Source organism: Leisingera daeponensis DSM 23529, from assembly GCF_000473145.1.
GTDB classification, from domain to species: Bacteria; Pseudomonadota; Alphaproteobacteria; order Rhodobacterales; family Rhodobacteraceae; genus Leisingera; species Leisingera daeponensis.
This window is the reverse complement of record NZ_KI421500.1, coordinates 650,323-668,060: the sequence shown is the minus strand read 5'-3', so window position 1 is coordinate 668,060 and position 17,738 is coordinate 650,323. Positions and strand designations below refer to the sequence as shown.

At 66.0% G+C, this 17,738-nt stretch carries 17 protein-coding genes; 8 read left to right on the top strand and 9 right to left on the bottom strand.

What is annotated here, in order from left to right; all coding sequences use genetic code 11:
• Positions 1–65: 65 nt before the first annotated feature.
• The 4 genes from DAEP_RS0103630 to DAEP_RS0103615 all read right to left on the bottom strand — a co-directional run bounded on the left by DAEP_RS0103630 (position 66) and on the right by DAEP_RS0103615 (position 4,922).
• Positions 66–1,232: an SPOR domain-containing protein gene (locus DAEP_RS0103630; RefSeq protein ID WP_027243715.1), complete on the bottom strand. Its 1,167-nt coding sequence runs from the start codon at positions 1,230–1,232 to the stop codon at positions 66–68.
• A gap of 118 nt (positions 1,233–1,350) precedes the next feature.
• Positions 1,351–3,096: an arginine--tRNA ligase gene (gene argS / locus DAEP_RS0103625; protein ID WP_027243714.1), complete on the bottom strand. Its 1,746-nt coding sequence runs from the start codon at positions 3,094–3,096 to the stop codon at positions 1,351–1,353.
• A gap of 184 nt (positions 3,097–3,280) precedes the next feature.
• Entirely contained in the window at positions 3,281–3,580 is a 300-nt protein-coding gene (locus tag DAEP_RS0103620) for a YciI family protein (protein ID WP_027243713.1), read from the bottom strand.
• Between the two features lie 190 nt (positions 3,581–3,770).
• Positions 3,771–4,922 carry a deoxyguanosinetriphosphate triphosphohydrolase gene (locus DAEP_RS0103615; protein WP_027243712.1) on the bottom strand — a complete coding sequence of 384 codons (1,152 nt, stop codon included), beginning with the start codon at positions 4,920–4,922 and terminating at the stop codon, positions 3,771–3,773.
• 90 nt (positions 4,923–5,012) lie between these two features.
• On the opposite strand from DAEP_RS0103615, the gene DAEP_RS0103610 reads away from it, so the two are divergent.
• Positions 5,013–5,336: a HesB/IscA family protein gene (locus DAEP_RS0103610; protein ID WP_008558117.1), complete on the top strand. Its 324-nt coding sequence runs from the start codon at positions 5,013–5,015 to the stop codon at positions 5,334–5,336.
• Between the two features lie 110 nt (positions 5,337–5,446).
• Here the strand turns inward: DAEP_RS0103610 and DAEP_RS0103605 are convergent, their stop codons facing one another.
• From DAEP_RS0103605 to DAEP_RS0103595, 3 genes are all read right to left on the bottom strand, one after another.
• Positions 5,447–6,358: a DMT family transporter gene (locus tag DAEP_RS0103605; RefSeq protein ID WP_027243711.1), complete on the bottom strand. Its 912-nt coding sequence runs from the start codon at positions 6,356–6,358 to the stop codon at positions 5,447–5,449.
• The gene (locus DAEP_RS0103600) at positions 6,358–7,419 is read right to left on the bottom strand and encodes a DUF6902 family protein (protein ID WP_027243710.1); all 1,062 of its coding nucleotides are present in this window, start codon (positions 7,417–7,419) and stop codon (positions 6,358–6,360) included. The genes DAEP_RS0103605 and DAEP_RS0103600 overlap by 1 nt, the downstream gene beginning before the upstream one ends.
• Before the next feature lie 95 nt (positions 7,420–7,514).
• Complete coding sequence (locus tag DAEP_RS0103595; protein ID WP_027243709.1) at positions 7,515–8,057, bottom strand: DUF6749 family protein; 543 nt, start codon at positions 8,055–8,057, stop codon at positions 7,515–7,517.
• A 360-nt stretch (positions 8,058–8,417) separates the two neighbouring features.
• On the opposite strand from DAEP_RS0103595, the gene xth reads away from it, so the two are divergent.
• On the top strand, positions 8,418–9,224 hold the full coding sequence (gene xth, locus DAEP_RS0103590) for an exodeoxyribonuclease III (protein ID WP_027243708.1): 807 nt from the start codon (positions 8,418–8,420) through the stop codon (positions 9,222–9,224).
• A 120-nt stretch (positions 9,225–9,344) separates the two neighbouring features.
• On the opposite strand, the gene DAEP_RS0103585 is transcribed toward xth, so the two are convergent.
• Together DAEP_RS0103585 and dksA are read right to left on the bottom strand one after the other, a co-directional pair.
• Positions 9,345–10,511 (bottom strand): FAD-dependent monooxygenase, encoded by a 1,167-nt coding sequence (locus DAEP_RS0103585; protein ID WP_027243707.1) that lies wholly within the window; start codon positions 10,509–10,511, stop codon positions 9,345–9,347.
• A gap of 102 nt (positions 10,512–10,613) precedes the next feature.
• Entirely contained in the window at positions 10,614–11,036 is a 423-nt protein-coding gene (gene dksA / locus DAEP_RS0103580) for an RNA polymerase-binding protein DksA (RefSeq protein ID WP_027243706.1), read from the bottom strand.
• 186 nt (positions 11,037–11,222) lie between these two features.
• On the opposite strand from dksA, the gene DAEP_RS0103575 reads away from it, so the two are divergent.
• The 6 genes from DAEP_RS0103575 (at position 11,223) to minC (ending at position 17,707) form a co-directional block, all read left to right on the top strand.
• Positions 11,223–12,062: an AAA family ATPase gene (locus DAEP_RS0103575; RefSeq protein WP_008557056.1), complete on the top strand. Its 840-nt coding sequence runs from the start codon at positions 11,223–11,225 to the stop codon at positions 12,060–12,062.
• Positions 12,063–12,191: 129 nt separating this feature from the next.
• Positions 12,192–13,613, top strand: coding sequence for a DUF2927 domain-containing protein (locus tag DAEP_RS0103570; protein WP_084204393.1), 1,422 nt, complete (start codon positions 12,192–12,194; stop codon positions 13,611–13,613).
• Positions 13,614–13,646: 33 nt separating this feature from the next.
• Positions 13,647–13,814, top strand: a complete 168-nt coding sequence (locus tag DAEP_RS24175; RefSeq protein ID WP_008554770.1) for a hypothetical protein — start codon at positions 13,647–13,649, stop codon at positions 13,812–13,814.
• Positions 13,815–13,835: 21 nt separating this feature from the next.
• Positions 13,836–15,020: a vWA domain-containing protein gene (locus tag DAEP_RS0103560; protein WP_027243704.1), complete on the top strand. Its 1,185-nt coding sequence runs from the start codon at positions 13,836–13,838 to the stop codon at positions 15,018–15,020.
• A gap of 291 nt (positions 15,021–15,311) precedes the next feature.
• On the top strand, positions 15,312–16,742 hold the full coding sequence (locus DAEP_RS0103555; protein WP_027243703.1) for an alkaline phosphatase D family protein: 1,431 nt from the start codon (positions 15,312–15,314) through the stop codon (positions 16,740–16,742).
• Between the two features lie 200 nt (positions 16,743–16,942).
• On the top strand, positions 16,943–17,707 hold the full coding sequence (gene minC / locus DAEP_RS0103550) for a septum site-determining protein MinC (protein ID WP_008554883.1): 765 nt from the start codon (positions 16,943–16,945) through the stop codon (positions 17,705–17,707).
• The last annotated feature ends 31 nt before the right edge of the window (positions 17,708–17,738 follow it).

Genomic DNA, 17,738 nt, shown 5'->3' with positions numbered 1-17,738 from the left:
TGGGTGCATAGCGCCCGCCCTGGGGGCGGGACGGGCGCTGCCCGGCCTCGCGGCCAGGCGGTTCGTTACCGTGTGGTTACCGGAATGCAGTCGGCATTGCCAGCCACCAGCGCCGAGCAGAAGCGGCGGGCATCCGACAGTCCGGCAAAGCCCATCGCCCGCAGGCGGTAGAAGGTGCGGCCGCCGCTTTCGGCGCGCTGGATCACCCGCTGCTTGCCTTCCAGGTAATCGGCAAAGCGGGCATGGATCCGGTCCCATTCGGCGCGCGCGACTTCCGGGCTTTCATAGGCGCCCAGCTGCGCCAGCCGTGTGCCGGCCGGGAGGGTGGCCGGGTCGACTTCGACGGCAGCGGCAGGGGCTGCCGGTGCGGCTGCGGCCGGTGCGGGGCTGAACCGTGCGGGCCGGGCGGAGGGCCGCAGCGAGTGCTTGACGCCGGGCGCATTCAGGACGGCGGGAGACGGCGCTGCCGCGGCCAAGCCTGGCTGCAGCGGTTCCGGCTGCACGATGGCGGGCGCCTGCGCCGAAGCGGGCACCGCAGCCGACAGCGTTTCCGCCTCGCGGGCGAGTTCTGCGACCAGCGCGTCGATGTCGCCGTTCTGGAAAGAGGCCACCGCGTCCTCGCTGACACCGGGGGCTTCAGCCGCCACAGGTTCTGCCGGAACGGCCGGCAGCTCCGCCGGGGCGGTTTCCGCGGCCAGCTGCGGCAGCGGCTTGTCGTCGTCTGTCAGCCGGATTGCGGGCGGTGCCAGGGTCAGACGGTCGGCCGGCGCCTCGGCGCTACCGCTGGCGGCAACCGCATTCACCGCCAGCCCCTGGTGATCCGCCTGGGAGCCGCCCGGATTCACGGGCTGTTCGCGCATCGGCCCCTCGGCCGCGCGCACCACCGGCACGCCGCTGACATCGCGCATCACCAGCTTGTAGCCCCAGACGCCAACCCCCGCGACCAGCGCAACGGAGGCGGCGGCGCCCAGCAGGCTGAGGGTGCGGGAGAATCGCGTCCGCAGCCCGGCAGGCGCGGCGTAAGCGGCATATTCCTGCGCGTCATAGCTCTGTCCGTCAGGCTGATAGCCGTAGGCGGGATCCTCGTAACCGTATGCCGGCTCCGCGCCCGGACCGGTGTAATGCTGATCGGAGTACTGCTGCCCGTAGGCCCCGCCAGTTGCGGTGTCCTGCCTTTGAACACCGCCCTGAATATAGGCGTGGCCCTGGCCCGCCTGCGCAAAATACGCCATTTTCCGCCTCACTGCCCGGATTTGCAGCGCCGAATCGGCGCCGCGCCCCAAGTCTCTTGAACTGCCTCACTCCGGCGGGTGTGCAATTTTAACCGCTGGGGCCGACGCCCCGTTTTGGTTATCGCATCTCTTCTGCCGGTTTCACGCCAAGAATACCAAGACCAGCCGAAATGACAACGGAAACGGCTTTGGCCAGGGCCAAATTCGCATGTGTTGCCGATTGGCTGCTCTCGTTAACAAATCGTAAACCCTCTTGCGATTTTCCCATGTGGTACAGCCCGTGCAGCTCCGAGGCCAGATCGTAGAGATAGAAGGCCACCCGGTGCGGCTCATGGGTGCGGGCCGCGACTTCCACCAGGCGCGGCCATTCGGCCAGCTTCTTGGCCACCGCCAGCTGCGCCGGGTCGGACACCAGGCTGAGATCGGCGGCGTTGAGCGCCGCATCATCCGCCGCAATCCCCTGCTCCTCTGCCTTGCGCAGGGTCGAGCAGATCCGCGCGTTGGCGTATTGCACGTAGAACACCGGGTTGTCCTTGGACTGCTCCAGCGCCTTGTCGAGGTCGAAATCGAAGCCCTGATCGTTCTTGCGGGTCAGCAGCATGAAGCGGGTGACGTCCGGGCCGACAGCATCGACCACATCGCGCAGGGTGACAAAGGTCCCTGCCCGCTTGGACATCTTGAATTCCTGGCCGTCCTTATACAGCTTCACCAGCTGGCACAGCTTGATATCCAGCGGCACCTTGCCATCGGAGAGCGCCGATACTGCAGCCTTCATCCGTTTGACATAACCGCCGTGATCGGCGCCGAAAACGTCGATCAGCTCGTCAAAGCCGCGCTCCACCTTGTCGTAGTGATAGGCGATGTCGGGCGCGAAATAGGTCCAGGTGCCGTCCGATTTCTTCACCGCCCGGTCAACGTCGTCGCCGTGATCGGTGGATTTGAACAGGGTCTGCTCGCGCGGTTCCCAGTCGTCGGGTTTCTTGCCCTTCGGCGGCTCCAGCACCCCCTGATAGATCAGCCCCTTGGACTCCAGCGCCTTCAGCGCGGCCTCGATCTTGCCGGTGCCGTAGAGGGATTTCTCGGAGTAGAACACATCCATTTCGATGCCGAGCTGGGCCAGATCCTCGCGGATCAGCGCCATCATCGCATCGGTGGCAAATTCACGGACCTCCGCCAGCCAGACTTCTTCGGGCTGATCGAGATAGGCATCGCCCGCCTTGTCCTTCAGCGCCTGGCCGACCGGGACCAGGTAATCGCCGGGATAGGTGCCGTCGGCAAAGGCGATGTCCTGTCCGTGCGCCTCCAGGTAGCGCAGGTAGACAGAGCGCGCCAGAACATCGACCTGGCCGCCGCCGTCGTTGATGTAATACTCGCGGGTGACGTCATAGCCGGCATAGGCCAGCAGTGCCGCCAGCGCATCGCCGAACACCGCGCCGCGGGTATGGCCCACGTGCAGCGGACCGGTCGGGTTGGCGGAGACATATTCCACGTTCACGCGCTTGCCCGCGCCGATGCCGGAGCGGCCGAAATCCGTGCCTGCGTCCAGGACCGATTTCAGCACCCCTTGCCAGATGCCCGGCGCCAGCCGCAGGTTCAGGAAGCCGGGGCCTGCGACCTCGGCGCTGGTGATCCGCTCGTCCGCTGCCAGCTTGGCGGCCAGCGCCTCGGCGATGTCGCGCGGCTTCATCTTTGCGGGCTTGGCCAGCACCATCGCCGCATTGGTCGCCATGTCGCCATGGGCGGCGTCGCGCGGCGGCTCCACCGCGACATTGGCAAAATCGAGCCCCTCGGGCAGCGCGCCCTCGCCGGTCATGGCGGTCAGGCTGTCGATCACGAGCGAGCGGATATCGGTAAAGAGGTTCATATCTGGCGTCCCAACTGTTCAGCACTGCGGATACCGGGGGCCGCAGGAAGGGTCAACAGGATTGCAGGGGAAGCCCCGGGCCTCAGGCGGGCGGCACCGGAAAATTCATATTTTCCGGCCAATTTCCCGCACCGGGAAAATGCGCCGCTGCCGCGGCGCGCCGTCCGGCTTGGCTGCCTGCGGATCAGGACAGGATGTTCTGCACGGCTGAGGCGGTGCCCCATTCCGTGATCGTGTAGCGGCGCAGGGAGGCGACATAATACGGGTCCTGCAGGATCAGCCGCTCCACATCCTGGCGGGTTTCGGCCTCCACGTTCCAGATCGCTCCGGGAAAGTCCTGCATCGGCCGCATCGCCAGCGCGCCGCCGATCTGCAGTTCGGGCCGCGACCGCACAAAGGCGATATGCGCCTCGCGCCGCTTCCTGTCGCTGCGCACTTTGTCCATTTCCGGCTTGTCCGTGAAGGTGACGGTCCAGCGTGCCATGGCTTGCCCCTTGTTCTGCTTCCCCCAGCGGATAACGCCGATGCCTTGCGGCATCATAGGGCCAGATCATAGCACGGCTTACGGCCAATTGGCGAAACACCTGCCGGACCGGACCGGCGGTCCGCCGGCCAAGCCCGTCACGGCACGTGGCACAGGGCGCCGGACACAAGCGCAGCTGTCCAAGGCGTGGTCAGACCTCGACCTTCACCCCGATCAGCCGCTCATGCTGTTGCAGGGCAAAGCGGTCGGTCATGCCGGCGATGTAGTCGGACACGATCCGCGCCAGCGCTGTGCGGTCTCCGGCTGCGGCAATGTCGGCCTGCCAGCGCTCCGGCATGTCCAGCGGATTGTCCAGGAAGTAGGGAAACAGCGCCTCCACCACCTTGGCCACCTTGGCGCGCTTCTCCATCACCGAGGGCGCCCGGTACATGCGGGTGAACAGAAAGGCCCGGATCTCTTTCAGGTCGCGCCAGAGGGGATCGGAGAATTTCACCACCGGATGCCCCAGCGCGCGGACCTCCTCGACGCTTTGCACGCCGCTTTCCGCGAGCAGCAGCCGGGCGGTGTCGATCACATCGCTCACCATCACTCCGAAGAACCGGCGCAGCGCCTCGTGGCGGCGGCGGTTCGGGTCAAGGCCGGGATAGAGCGTGTCGACCTGCCCGTAAGCCTTGTCCAGCAGCGGCAGCCGGGCCAGGTCATCGTCGGTGAACAGCTCCGCCCGCAGCGCATCGTGCAGATCATGATTGTTATAGGCGATGTCATCGGACAGCGCTGCCACCTGCGCCTCGGCGCTGGCGTGGGTGTGCAGTTCCAGATCGACCTCGGCGTTGTATTCGGCCAGCGCCCAGGGCAGTTCGCCCACCACCGGGCCATTGTGTTTGGCAATCGCCTCAAGGGTTTCCCAGGTGAGGTTCAAGCCGTCGAACTCGGCGTAGTGCCGTTCGAGCCGGGTCACGATGCGGATCGCCTGGGCGTTGTGGTCAAAGCCGCCATAGGGTTCCATCAGCGCATGCAGCGCGTCCTCGCCGGTGTGGCCGAACGGCGTGTGGCCCAGGTCGTGCGCCAGCGCCACCGCCTCGGTCAGCTCCTGGTTCAGCCCCAGCGCGCCGGCAATGGTGCGGCCCACCTGCCCCACCTCGATCGAATGCGTCAGGCGGGTGCGGTAGTTGTCGCCCTCATGCTCGACAAACACCTGCGTCTTGTGCTTGAGCCTGCGGAAGGCGCTGGCGTGGATGATCCGGTCGCGGTCGCGCTGAAAGGGCGAGCGGAAGGAGCTTTCCTCCTCCGGAACCTGCCGCCCGCGGCTGCGGTCCGGCATCGTGGCATAAGGCGCATGCATATCAAATCTTTTCCCTGGCAAATCTTGCTGCCTGGATGGCACCTTTCTATATAATGACTTGCGCTGCAACATCAGCTTTGGAGAGACCGTATGAACCTGCCCCCGAAAGTCACCGACCGCGCCTTTGCCCGGCTGGCCGAGATCGGCGCCGCGGATCAGGGCCAGGCGCTGCGAGTCGCGGTCGAAGGCGGCGGCTGCTCCGGTTTCCAGTATGAGATCGCCCTGGACGAGGCGAAACCCGATGATCTGGTCCTTGAGGGACAGGGTGAAAAAGTGGTGGTCGACGCCGTGTCGCTGCCGTTCCTGGAAAACGCGGTGATTGATTTTACCGAAGAGCTGATCGGCGCGCGGTTCACCATCGAAAACCCCAACGCCACATCCAGCTGCGGCTGCGGCACCTCGTTCTCAATGTGATCCCGGCCTTGCAGGCACATTTCCCGGCGCGGGAAATGACCGGCATAACGCCTGTGTTCCGAGCCTGAGCTACCGGAAATTCCGGCACTGCCGGGCGCCCTCAATCCAGGTCACGGATCGGTTTGCAGCCGTCCAGGATTGCGCAGCCGCGGCGCCGCGGGGGCGAACTGGTCCCAGACCAGATAAAGCCCCGAGGCAATGACGATGGCACCGCCGAAATAGGTGGCAGCGGGCGGGAACTCACCAAAGAACACCGCGCCGATCACCGCCATCCAGATGAATTGCAAATTCATCAGCGGCGTGACGGCGTAGGAAGCCAGAAGCCGCAGCGCCACCACCAATAGCCAGCGCGCCCCGAACAGCAGGAAAGCATAAGCCGCAGCCCAGCCCGCATCCGCCAGCGGCATCGGGACCCAGACAAAGGGCAGCAGCACCAGCATCACCAGGCAAAGGGTCAGGTTGGGATAAAAGACCTGAGCCAGAGAATTGCTTTCATAACGGCCGATAAACCGCGCCAGTGTCATGGAAAATGTGCCGGAGACCGCCGCGGCCAAAGCAACGAGATGGCCCGGCGTGGCGGAGGCAACCCCGCCCGGAAACAGGAAAAGCACCCCTGCAAATCCAGCGCCAAGCGCCGCCCAGGCCGCCGGGCGCACCGGCTCCTTCAGCACCAGCCCGGACATGGCCCCCGCCAGCAGCGGCATCAGACCGATGAACACAAACACCTCGGCAAAGGGCAGCAGCCGGAAGGCATAGAAAAAGCACACCGCCGCAACCAGCGTGGCGCCGGAGCGCAGGGCCATCGCCCGCGGGCACTTGGTGCGGAAGCCGCCGCGCACGGCGGGCAGCCGGTCCGCCAACAGGCACAGCCCCGCAACCATGGCCCCGGACAGCGCATAGAGCTGGGCCGCTGCGTATTGGCCCGCAAGCAGTTTGGTGATCCCGTCGGCAGAGGCAATCAGCCCGGTATAAGCGACCACCAGCAGCGCCCCGGCCAGCGCCTGGTTGCGGGAACCGCGCATCACGCCGCCCCTGCGCTGCCCGCGCGGGCAAAACCTTCGAAAAATCCGGCAAACCCGGCGCAGCTGCGTTCTGCCGCGGTCAGGATGCGGTGCTGCTCCTCGCTGAGCGCCGCCTCGGCGCGCGCTTTCACCGCGCTCCAGCTGGCCCGCGCCATTCCCGCATCAAACACGGCTTCAGACAGGCTCCTCAAGATGCTCCCTCCCTGCTGCGCCGACACATGCACCGCCCCCAAGGGGACCGGCTGCCTGAAGGCCGGACGGCCGGACATCAGCATGAGCCAGTTGGTTACAAAATACTCGTGATACGCATCGTGGAGTCCAGAAAATTCATCCTTAGCGAGCAAATAAGCGGAAACCTGCCCGTCGAGCCAAGCCTCCCAGGCGGCTGGCGGCTGCTGCCCGGCATAGCGCATGGCGATGCAGATCTCCGCCAGAAGGTCGGCATTCTGATCGAGAAAAGCCACCAGACCCGCGAATTCGAGGCTGGTCACGGCAGCCGCCGGCAGCCCCGGATCCCGGCGCCCGTACTCGGACAGGTAGAACACGATATGGGTCAGCTCGTAGGCGGCCTTTTTGTTGGGAATGGCAAAGGTCTGCGGGCGGGAAATAAAGCTGCGGAGCCGGTCGTCCAGCCCGTCGTCCCGCACGGCAATGCCGCGCCGCGCCAGCAGGCGGCGGGCCTCGGCGCGCTGCAGGTCCGACAGCTCTGCCCCGGCCAGCCCCTGGGCGCAAACCCACTCGGCAATCTGCGCCCCGGTCTGCCCCGGCAGGCCCAGATCCTCCAGATCCAGGCAAATCGACAAGATGAAGCGGTAGTACTGGCGGAAGAAACTGATGTGGCGTGCCGCGCCGTCGTAAAACGGCTGCAAGGGCGCCAGGGCCTCTGCTTTCACATCCGCTCCTGTGCTTTCAAGGATGTTCAGAAGCTCCGCATTTTCCTTGAGCCAGAACACGTCCTCCTGGCTGCGCCGGCAGGTTGCAAAGCTGGTGACCAGCGCCCCCTGCGCATCGGCCCGGGACTGGCGGGCGGCAGGAGAGAAAAACGGGATGATCTGGGCCATGGGAACCTCTTGCGGATGGGTACGGCGCGGCGGCAGCCCCGGAAACCGGAGCCGCTCAAGGTCAGGGGCCGGGAGGGAGACCGGCCCCGTCCCGGTCAGCTGCCCGAAGAGAACAGCCGGGTCGCATCGCCAGTGCAGGTGCGCGCCGCCGGTGCCGGTGCGGACCCGGAGGAGAACAGATGCGTGCCGTCGCCTGCGCCGGTCTCTGCCGTTGCCGCGGGCGCCGAGCCGGAGGAGAACATTTCCGTCAGATCCCCCGACGCAGTTTCACCCGCCGCCTGGGCGGACCCGGAAGAAAACATCTCTGTCAGATCGCCTGCGGCAACTTCTGATTGTGCTTGCGGGGCAGATCCTGAGGAAAACAGCTGCACCAGATCACCTGCGGCAGTGTCACCTTGCGCCGCCGGCGCCGACCCTGAGGAGAACATCTCCACCAGATCGCCGGTTGCGGTTCCGCCGCTGGCCGAGGGCGCGGAGCCGGACGAAAACAGCGATGCCCCCTCCCCTGCAGCCAGGTCCGCAGTGCATCCGGGAGCCGAACCGGAGGAGAACATCTCTGTGGCATCGCCCGCAAACAGGCTTGCGCCTGCGGCCGGACGGGTTGCGCTGAAGTCCTTGGTTTTACGCTGAGCAGTCATGTTGGAACCCCATTCGTTAGAGACAAAAGGCCCCTTGACGCTGGCACGGCCGGCGCACAGCGCAAACATAAAATGCAATCCCTCATTGCATTTATTTAAAACCGCAACTTTAACTTCGGCTCGCTATTTTTTGCGAAATTTAATTTAAATTAATTAATCCACAGAATACTCACCGCGTTATTCACACGCTCAATTTTGCAAAATAGATATAATCAACCGGAGGGTTATTTTTCACTGGTGCAAAACCTGCCGAAGCGGCGGCGCGCCGGTGATTCGCTCTGCAGGCGCCGGACTTGCCCCGGGGCGCCGATTCAGCGATAGATCGGCTTCAAATACCGCAACCTGGGCCGGAGACAAGTCATGAAAATCGCCACCTTCAATATCAATGGCATCAAGGCCCGGGCCCAGGCGCTGCCGGATTGGCTGGATGAGGCGCAGCCGGACGTGGTGGTGCTGCAGGAAATCAAATCGGTGGACGAGGCGTTCCCGCGCGAGATCTTCGAGGAGCGCGGCTATAACGTGGAGACGCACGGCCAGAAGAGTTTCAACGGGGTGGCGATCCTGTCGAAACTGCCGTTGGAGGACGTGCGCCGCGGCCTGCCCGGCGACGACAGCGACGAGCAGGCGCGCTGGATCGAGGCCACCGTGACGGGCAAGCAGGCGATCCGGATCTGCGGTCTTTACCTGCCCAACGGCAACCCGGTGGAGCTGGAGGCGGACGGCAGCCCGGTGGCGGGCGGCAAATACGCCTATAAACTCGCCTGGATGGAGCGGCTGAAGGCCCGCGCCGCGGCGCTGCTGGCCGATGAGATGCCGGCGCTGATGGCGGGCGATTACAACATCATCCCGCAGGCCGAGGATGCCAAGCGGCCGGAGGCCTGGGCGGAGGATGCGCTGTTCCGCCCGCAAAGCCGCGCCGCGTTCCAGCGGATCGTCAACCTGGGCTTCACCGAAGCGTTCCGTGCCCGCCATCAAGGGCCGGGGCATTATTCCTTCTGGGACTACCAGGCCGGCGCCTGGAACCGCAACGACGGCATCCGCATCGACCATATCCTGCTGACGCCGCAGGCCGCCGACCTGCTGCTGGACTGCCAGATCGACAAGGACGTGCGCGGCCGCGAAAAGCCGTCCGATCACGTGCCGGTCTGGGTCGAACTGGATATCTAGGCGAACTGGACATCCAGGCCGGGACCGCGCCGCGCGCCAGCGCGGCGCCCCGCCCAACGGGAGCGGCTCATTTCCATAATGAGCCTGCGACGGGCGGGAGGCCCCCGCCTGCCCCGCCGCTCAGGCGGTGACGTCGTGGCGGTAGATCCAGTCGAACTGGCGGACCATCTTATCGGGCGCAAAACGCCCGCCCAGTTTCAGCACCTGATGTGCGGGCCAGTTGAGCGGCGCCCGCAGGTGGTATTTCCAGGCGTTGCGGCTGGCGGCCTGCACCACCTTGCGCGCCCGCTCCAGGCGGCGCGACTGGTACAGGGCCAGGCCTGCGCCGGCGCTATCGGCCTCTTGCAGCGCGCGGGCCAGCACCCAGGCATCCTCCAGCGCCAGATTCGCGCCCTGCGCCATAAACGGCAGCGTCGGATGCGCGGCGTCCCCAAGGATAGCGCTGTTCTCGCCCTGCCAGCGGGCTGCGACCGGGTGCCGGAACAGGCCCCACAGCAGCACCTCCTCCACCGCCTCCAGCAGCGCGGCGGCACTGCCGCCGAAGCCTGCGAAGGCAGCGCGCAGATTGGCCGGGTCGTCCTGCAAGTTCCAGCCTTCCTCGGCCCAGGCGCGGCGCTCCTGCACCGCCACCAGGTTGACCATGCTGCCATCGCGCAAGGGGTAGGCCACCAGATGCCGCCCCGGCCCCATGAACAGCTGCGCCTCGGGGGGCAGGTTCAGATGATTGGGCACGGTGGCGCGCCAGGCGACCTGGCCGGTAAAGACCGGCTTATCCGCGCCATTGAGCGCGGCGCGGGTTTTCGAGTGCAAGCCATCGGCGCCGATCACCAGGTCGCCGCCGCATTGGGCGCCATTGCCAAGATGCACCACGGGCTGCGGCCCGGGCTCGACCCGCTCCACCTTTTGCAGCAGCCGCACCTGCACACCCTCGCGGCGCGCGGCACCGGCCAGAATGCCGACCAGATCCGAGCGGTGCACGAAATAATACTGCAATCCGGCTGCGTATTCATCGAGGTCCAGCCGCAGCACCTCATTGCCGCGGCGGTGGCCGCGCAGCACAACCGCGCGCGCCCGCTGAGAGCACCAGGCCAGGTCATCGGCCAGCCCCAGCGCCTTCAGCACTGCAACGCCGTTCGGGGTGATCTGCAGGCCGGCGCCAACTTCGGAAATCGCCTCGGCCTGCTCCAGAACGGTCACGGCAGCACCCTGGCGGCGCAGCGCCAGCGCCGCGGTCAGCCCGCCGATCCCGGCGCCGATGACGGTTATTTTCAGGCCTTTGAGTTCCATGGGCTCCTGCAGATTCTCCGCCCGCTCCCAATGAAACAAAAAACGCCGGAGCAAAAGACCCCGGCGTCAACTAATTGTCGGTTTGACCGCTGCAGACAGCGGTCAGTCGTCGCGGTGGACCTTTTCGCGGCGCTCGTGGCGCTCCTGCGCTTCCAGGCTCATGGTGGCGATCGGGCGCGCATCCAGACGCTTCAGCGAAATCGGATCGCCGGTCACCTCGCAATAGCCGTATTCGCCCTCGTCGATGCGGCGCAGCGCAGAGTCGATCTTGGCGACCAGCTTGCGCTGGCGGTCGCGGGTGCGCAGTTCCAGCGCGCGGTCGGTTTCTTCGCTGGCACGGTCCGCGACATCGGGGATGTTGCGGGTATTGCCCTGCAGACCTTCAATGGTCTCGCGGCTGTCGGACAGAAGTTCCTGCTTCCAGTTCAATAGCTTGCGTCGGAAATACTCAAGCTGCCGTTCGTTCATGAACGGCTCATCTTCGGCCGGTCGGTAGTCGTCCGGCAGAAACACTTCTTGCTTCATTTCGGCTCCTTCGGTCTGCCCCATAATGCTGGTCATAATTTGCACCTGAACATTGTGGCTCCCCCTCTGCCGCAGCGTTTATCCCTATCGGGAAGGAATGTCACTACACAATAGTGGCGCTGTTTGGTTAAAACCGTGATAAGAACTGGGCGCTGCGGCCCCCATCATGACTGGAACAGGAAAGATATGCAATTTCAGGGCACTAAAGAATATGTCGCAACCGATGATTTGAAAGTTGCGGTCAATGCGGCGGTGACACTGGAGCGGCCGCTGCTGGTCAAGGGCGAGCCGGGCACCGGCAAGACCGAGCTGGCAAAACAGGTTGCAGACGCCCTGGGGCTGAGGATGATCGAGTGGAACGTGAAGTCCACCACCCGCGCGCAGCAGGGCCTGTACGAGTACGATGCCGTCAGCCGCCTGCGCGACAGCCAGCTGGGCGACGAGCGCGTGCACGACGTGAAGAACTACATCAGGAAGGGCAAGCTGTGGGAGGCGTTTGAGGCGGACGAGAAGGTCGTTCTGCTGATTGACGAGATCGACAAGGCCGACATCGAATTTCCCAACGACCTCCTGCAGGAACTCGACAAGATGGAGTTCCACGTCTACGAGACCGGCGAGATGGTCAAGGCGAAGCACCGCCCGATCATGATCATCACCTCCAACAACGAAAAAGAGCTGCCGGATGCCTTTTTGCGCCGCTGCTTCTTCCACTACATCCGCTTCCCGGATGCGGAGACCATGAAGAAGATCGTCGAGGTGCATCACCCCGGCATCAAGGACGCGCTGCTGACCGCTGCGCTGACCCAGTTCTACGAGATCCGCGAAACCCAGGGGCTGAAGAAGAAGCCGTCGACCTCCGAGGTGATCGACTGGCTGAAACTGCTGCTGGCCGAGGATCTGAGCCCTGCGGACATCGCCCGCGGCGGCGCCGACGCGCTGCCCAAGCTGCATGGGGCGCTTCTGAAGAACGAACAGGACGTGCATTTGTTCGAGCGCCTCGCCTTCATGGCCCGCGGGCGGCGCTGACGCCCGCTTGCACCACCCGGCGGGCGCCATTTCCGGCGCCCGCCCGTTTCCCTTCTAATTGCTGCCGCATTCCCCTATCAGAAGGGTAAGAGCCGGGCTGACCTGTCCGGGCTGATAGGAGACGCCTGATTGCCTGCTGACGCTGCCCCGGTTTCACACCTGCCTGCCTGCCGCCTGGGCCTGCGCCTGCTGCGGGGTGCTGCCGCGGCGGCGGCACTGCTGGCGCTGGCCGCCTGTGCCGTGCCTTCGGCCCGGGTGGAGGCGCCGACCCGGGCGGCGGCGGCCCCGGCCGCGCTGCCGCCGGTCAAGGTGTTCCCCGCCCGGCGGCCGCAGCCGCCGCAGCGTTCCAACGCCGATATCGCGCGCGATTTCCTCGACCTGCATTTCCGGCTGGAAGGCGGCAGCACCCTGCCCCAGTTCACCCGCTTCGAAGGCCCGATCACCCTGCGCGTGACGGGCAGCCCCGCACCCGGGTTCAGCCGCGACCTCAACGCGCTGCTGGCGCGGCTGCGGGACGAGGCCGGTATCCCGGTCCGCCGGGTGTCCGGCGACAGTGCCAGCATCACGGTCCAGTCGGTCTCCCGCGCGGAGATCCGGCGGGCGCTGCCCAAGGCGGCCTGTTTCGTGGTGCCGAACGTGTCCTCGCTGGCGGAATACCGGCGCAGCCGGCGCACCGCCCGCACCAACTGGTCGCTGCTGCGCAGCCGCGAGCAACTGGCGGTGTTCATCCCCAATGACGTCAGCCCGCAGGAGGTGCGCGATTGCCTGCATGAGGAACTGGCCCAGGCGCTCGGCCCGCTGAATGACCTGTACCGGCTGCCGGATTCGATCTTCAACGACGACAACGTCCACGCGGTGCTGACCGGCTTTGACATGCTGATCCTGCGCGCCACCTATGCGCCCGAGCTGCGCACCGGCATGAGCCGGGCAGACGTGGCGGAGCGGCTGCCCGCGGTTCTGGCGCGGCTTAACCCGGGCGGCGCCCGCAAGGCCGCCGTCTGGCTGCCGGAAACGCCGCGGGCCTGGATCACCGCCTATGAGCAGGCGCTGGGGCCAAGCGCCTCGCTGCGGGAGCGGCTGCGGGCCGCCAACCGGGCAGCGGAGATCGCCCGCAGCCTGGGCTGGCAGGACCACCGCCGCGCCCTGAGCCATTATACCCTGGGCCGGATGCTGCATGTGCGCGAGCCAGAGCTGGCGCTGCAGCACTTCCACACCGCGATGAGCTACCTGCGGGGCCTGCCCGGCACCCGGATGCACCAGGCCAAGCTGACGGTGCAGCTGGCCGCCTATGAGATTGCCACCGGCAACGGGGCGGCGGCGCTGGCGCGGCTGGGTCCGGCGGCGGAGGCTGCGGCCGCGCATGAGAACGCGGCGCTGCTGTCGACGCTGCTGATGCTGCAGGCAGAGGCGCTGGAGCTGGAGGGCCGCAGCATCGAGGCCCGACGGGTCAGGCTGGACAGCCTGGGATGGGCAAGGTACGGCTTTGGCCCGGATTGGGTGGTCGAGGCGCGGCTGGAGGAAATCGCCGCGCTGCGCCCCTCTGCCCCCTGATCCGTCAGTGACAGAAAAGAAACGGATAGAGACATGATCGTAATTGCCGGCTTGGTGCTGGGCGCCCTTATTGGCGCGATTAAGGCCCGCAAACGTGGCGGCAACACCCTGGACATGCTGCAATACGGGGCTGTCTATGCCATCGTTTTTGGTATTCTCGGCCTGCTGGCAACCATCGTGACCCACCGGGTGCTGGCATAACCCGAGCCGGAGGCCGCCGCGATGTTCCAGCCCTTCTTTGAAAACCTGCGCAAGGCGTCCATCCCGGTCTCCCTGCGCGAGTACCTGACGTTCCTGGAGGGGATGAAGGCGGGGCTGGCCACCTACGACATCGAGGCCTTCTACTTCCTCGCCCGCGCCGCGATGGTGAAAGATGAGCGCAACATCGACAAGTTCGACCGCGCCTTTGCCGCCACCTTCGAGGGGCTGGAGGCAATCCCCGCCGAGGCGGTGATGGAAGCCGTCGACATCCCGGAAGAGTGGCTGCGCAAGATGGCGGAAAAGCATCTGAGCGCGGAAGAGAAGGCCGAGATCGAGGCGCTTGGCGGCTTCGACAAGCTGATGGAGACGCTGAAGGAGCGTCTCAAGGAGCAGCAGGGCCGCCACCAGGGCGGAAATAAATGGATCGGCACCGCGGGCACCTCGCCCTTTGGCGCCTATGGCTATAACCCCGAAGGCGTCCGTATCGGACAGGGAAAGAGCCGCCATCAGCGTGCGGTCAAGGTCTGGGACAAGCGCGAGTTCAAGAACCTCGATGGCGATGTCGAGCTGGGCACCCGCAACATCAAGGTGGCCCTGAAACGCCTGCGCCGCTGGGTTCGCGAGGGCGCGCAAGAGGAGCTGGATCTGGACGGCACCATCCGCTCCACCGCCGAGCACGGCTACCTGGACGTGAAGACCCGGCCCGAGCGGCACAATGCGGTGAAGGTCTTGCTTTTTCTCGACGCGGGCGGCTCGATGGATCCGCATATCCAGGTGGTGGAGGAGCTGTTCTCTGCCGCGCGGGCCGAGTTCAAGCATCTGGAATACTACTACTTCCACAATTGCCTCTACGAAGGCGTCTGGCGCGACAACCGGCGGCGCTGGAATGAGAAGATCCCCACCCATGAGGTGCTGCGCACCTACGGGCCGGACTACAAGTGCATTTTCGTGGGCGATGCCTCGATGTCGCCTTATGAGATCGCGTATCCAGGCGGCGCCAATGAGCACTGGAACGAGGAAGCGGGCCAGGTCTGGCTGCAGCGCGCGCGCGACGCCTGGGCGGCAAACCTGTGGATCAACCCGGTGCCTGAGAAATACTGGGACTACACCCATTCGATCGGCATGATCCGTGAAATCTTCGAGGACCGGATGGTGCCGATGACCCTGGACGGGCTGGAGCGCGGGATGCGGGAACTGAGCCGCTAGGCAGCATCGCTTCAACCAACGAAGCGCTCCCGCACCGCCGGCGCCGCGGCATCAGGGACCCATTGCCGCCATCAGCGTTGCCATTGCAGTTCCGGCTGCCGGTGACGGCCTCCCAATTTACCCCCCTGAAAAATGAGGAAATCAGCCCGCTTACGCGCGGCCCGGCACCTCTTGACCATCCCCTGTTGCACGGCGCCGCTGGCGATTGAGCCGCCATGCGGACAAAATAATCTGGCGCCGCCCCCGCAGCGGTTGATTGCGCGGGCCGCCGCACCTAGGTCCTGTTGCTGTATGAGCAGCAGCACCCCGATCACCGGCCCCATCCTGATCCTCGACGATCTGCGCGATGGCCAAATGCAGCTTGCGGCGCTGTTTATCGCGCCCAAGGGCCTGTCCGTGCCGCCTGTTTCTGCCGGCGGCATGACCCTTCAGCCGCAACGGCTGGCGGATTACGCAAGCGTCTCGGTCCTGCGCGTGCGCTTCGCGCTGCCTGCGGACCGGCCCTCCTCCTACCAATGGGACGGCACGCGGTATGAAGTGGCGGGCGGTTTCGGCGGGGACATGCGGATCGCCTATGCCTCCTGCAACGGCGAGGAGAACGGCGACCTGGACCGCGACGGAACTGAGCGCAACGCCATGTGGGCGCGGATGGGCGAGGAACACCAAAAGCGCCCCTTCTCGCTGCTGCTGCATGGCGGCGACCAGGTTTATGCCGATGAGGTCACGGAGGGCCACCGGCTCAGCAATGGCTGGCCGGACAAGCTGCCCAGCGACCCCTCGCGGGAGGATCTGGCCAGCCTGCGCCAGCATCTGCGGGAAGGTTTTCTGCGCCGCTACCTGGCGGTCTACAGCGCGCCGGAGCTGGCTTGGCTCGCGGCCCGCGTGCCCTCGCTGATGCAATGGGACGATCATGACATCTGCGACGGATGGGGCAGCTTGCGGCGCTCCAGCACCTATTCGCCGGTGGGCCAGACGCTGTTTGCGATGGCCCGCGAGGCGGCGCTGCTGTTTCAGCACGGCTGCAGCGACGGCGACCTGCCCGCGCGGTTCGCGGACCCGGAAGGCACCCACTTGGGCTGGCGCATCGAGGCCCCGGGGCTGCGGCTGCTGGCGCCCGACCTGCGTTCGGAACGCAGCCGCCGCCGGGTGATGGCGCGCGGCGGCTGGCGGATGATGAAGGCCGAGGTGAAACGGGCCGCGCCGGGACAGACCTTCCTGCTGTCCAGCGTGCCCCTGCTGGGGCCGCGGCTGTCGCTGCTGGAGCTGCTGATGGTGCTGACCCCGCGGATGCAGGAATATGAGGACGACCTGCGCGACCAATGGCAAAGCCGGGCGCATCGGGCCTCGTGGCGGCGGATGCTTCGGATGACGCGCGATATCGCCGCGCTGGACGGCCAGAAGATCGCTGCCGTGTCCGGCGAGATCCACCTGGCCGCGCGCGCCGAGATGCCGCTGGGCGATGGCAAGATGCTGCATCAGCTGGTGGCTTCGGGCATTTCCCACCGGGCGCCGCCCAGGGCCTGGGCGCGGGTCTTGGGAATGCTGTCCTGGCTGGGTGATGCGCCCCTGCCCGGCCACCCGGTCCGCATCCGCAAGATCCCCGGCCAGGCCGGGCGCTATGCGGCGGAGCGGAACTATTTGATCCTGGAGAGGCAGGACAGGCAGTGGGCCGCGATCTGGGATCTGGAAACCTCGGGCCAGTCTGCGCCGCTGCCGCTGTAGCCGCCGCCCCGCCGCGGCCTGGCAACGGTTTTCTGCGCAACCTGAAGCAGTCCGCGTGCGGAAATCCGCCGGTGCCTGCGGCATCCGGCGCATGTCCGCCGAAGCCACCGTGTCCTGGTTGAACGGGCCATACCGCTAACGGTACGCAAGAGGAAAAGAAGCCGCGGGCCAAAACCGCATTCCCCGAGCAGGAGCATCGCGTGAGCGTGCCGCATCAAGACATATCCCCCCGTGGCGGTCCTCCTGCCGCCACCGTGAAGCCGTTTCAGATTCGCGGGCGGTATTTTACCGCCGTTGCGCTGCGCCCGGAGGACGGGCCGCTGGACCAGGCCTTCTATGCGGCTCTGGACGCGCAGCTGCGCTGGAACCCCCATTTCTTTGACGGCGCGCCGCTGATACTGGATCTGGCCCAGGCGCCCGGCCTGTCCCGCCCGGCCGAGCTGCGGGCGCTGACGGATTGTTTGCGCAGCCGCGGGCTGGCGGTGTTCGGGGTGCAGAATGCCACGCCGGAACAGATATCCGCGGCTGAGGACGCCGGGCTGATCACCATTGCCAGCGGCAAGGATGCGCCGCTCAACATGGAAGGCAGCACCAAGCCCGGTCCCCGCCGCGAACTCCCCAAGAAACTCAGGCCGCCGGAAAACCGGCTGATCACCCAGCCGGTGCGCTCCGGCCAGACGGTGGTGGCCGAAGGCGGCGATCTGGTGGTGGTCGGGCCGGTGAGTTCGGGTGCGGAGCTGATCGCGCGCGGCAGCATTCATGTGTACGGCCGGCTGCGCGGCCGGGCGATGGCCGGCGCCGAGGGCGACGAGACCGCCCGGATCTTTTGCCAGAGCCTGGACGCCGAGCTGCTGGCGGTCGCCGGGCTGTACCGGACGAGCGAGAATTTGGAGCCCGAGCTGCTGAACCGCCCGGTGCAGGTATTCCTGCAGGACGAGCGGCTGTGTGTGGAAGCCTTGGGATGAAGGCTGTTGAAAGGGCTGGAATGAGAGAGGC